Source organism: Jannaschia seohaensis, from assembly GCF_900116765.1.
Classification (GTDB): domain Bacteria; phylum Pseudomonadota; class Alphaproteobacteria; order Rhodobacterales; family Rhodobacteraceae; genus Jannaschia; species Jannaschia seohaensis.
In genome coordinates this window covers 1-1171 of the sequence record NZ_UETC01000034.1, presented here as the reverse complement: position 1 = coordinate 1171, position 1171 = coordinate 1, and the positions used below count along the sequence as shown (strand labels likewise).

Annotated in this window: 1 pseudogene; it reads left to right on the top strand. The window is 63.5% G+C overall.

The annotated features are described in order from the left end of the window. The first annotated feature begins 64 nt into the window (after nucleotides 1-64). Nucleotides 65-1114 (top strand): annotated as a pseudogene (locus DTQ71_RS23055) (IS5 family transposase). Nucleotides 1115-1171 lie beyond the last annotated feature (57 nt).

The following is a 1171-nucleotide window of genomic DNA, read 5'->3' as shown; positions in this document are numbered from 1 at the left end:
CGGCTCTGTTGCACGAATCCCGTGAGGGATTCATCTCGTGACTCCAGAGTGGTAGCTGGGATGCATGAGCAGACCCACACTCCCAACCTACAGGACCAGGAACTGGTCGGCCTACAGTGAGCTATTGTGTCGCCATGTGTTCGAGATCAATGGCGAACGCGCTCAAGCACCGGGGCTCGCTGACGATCTGGTTCGACCCTGAGATGAGCTGGGATGCCGTGCCGGCAGGCAGGCGTGGCCGCCGGCAGACCTACAGCGGTGAGGAGGATCAAGAAAACAGTCCGGGGGACTGTTTTCCCGACGAACGCCATCCAGACGTGCCTGTCGATGAAGGTGCTGTTCGGGATGGTCGTCATTGGGAGCGCCATTGCTCCGAGCGACAATGACGACCCGGCAGACGACCGGGTTCGTCTAGAGCCTGCTGCGGCTGGTTGGTCTCGACTGGACGGCGCCCGACTTCAGCACCCTGTCCCGCCGCCAGAAGACCCTGGCTGTGAACATCCCGTATCGCGGTTCCAAAGGGCCGCTGCACCTGCTGGTCGACAGCACCGGGATCAAGGTCGAAGGTGAAGGCGAATGGCACGCGCGCAAGCACGGTGGCCCAAAACGGCGGGTCTGGCGCAAGATTCACCTCGGGATCGACGAGGAAACGCTGGAGATCCGCGCTGTCGAGGTCACCAGGAGCCACATCGGCGATGCGCCGATCCTACCCGACCTGCTCGGTCAGATCCCGGCGGACGAGCAGATCGGCAGCGTCACAGCAGATGGCGCCTACGACACGCGCAAATGCCACGACGCCATTGCCGACCGTGGGGCTCATGCCGTCATCCCGCCCCGCAAGAACGCGAAGCCCTGGAAGACCATCACGGCTGGAGCCGTGGCGCGCAATGAAGCCCTACGGGCATCCAAGTATCTCGGCCGCGCCCTTTGGCGACGATGGAGCGGATACCACCGCCGCAGCCGCGTCGAGACGAAGATGCATTGTGTCAAACTGCTGGGCCAGAGGCTCATGGCGCGGGACTTCGACCGACAGGCCGCCGAGCTCCAAGTCCGCATCGCCGTCCTGAACGGCTACACCGCGCTCGGCATCCCGGTCACGGAAGCTGTGGGATAAGTCCGTCCGGGGAAAGGGGAACTTCGGCGTTCAGCCGATTTGTGCAACAGAGCCGCT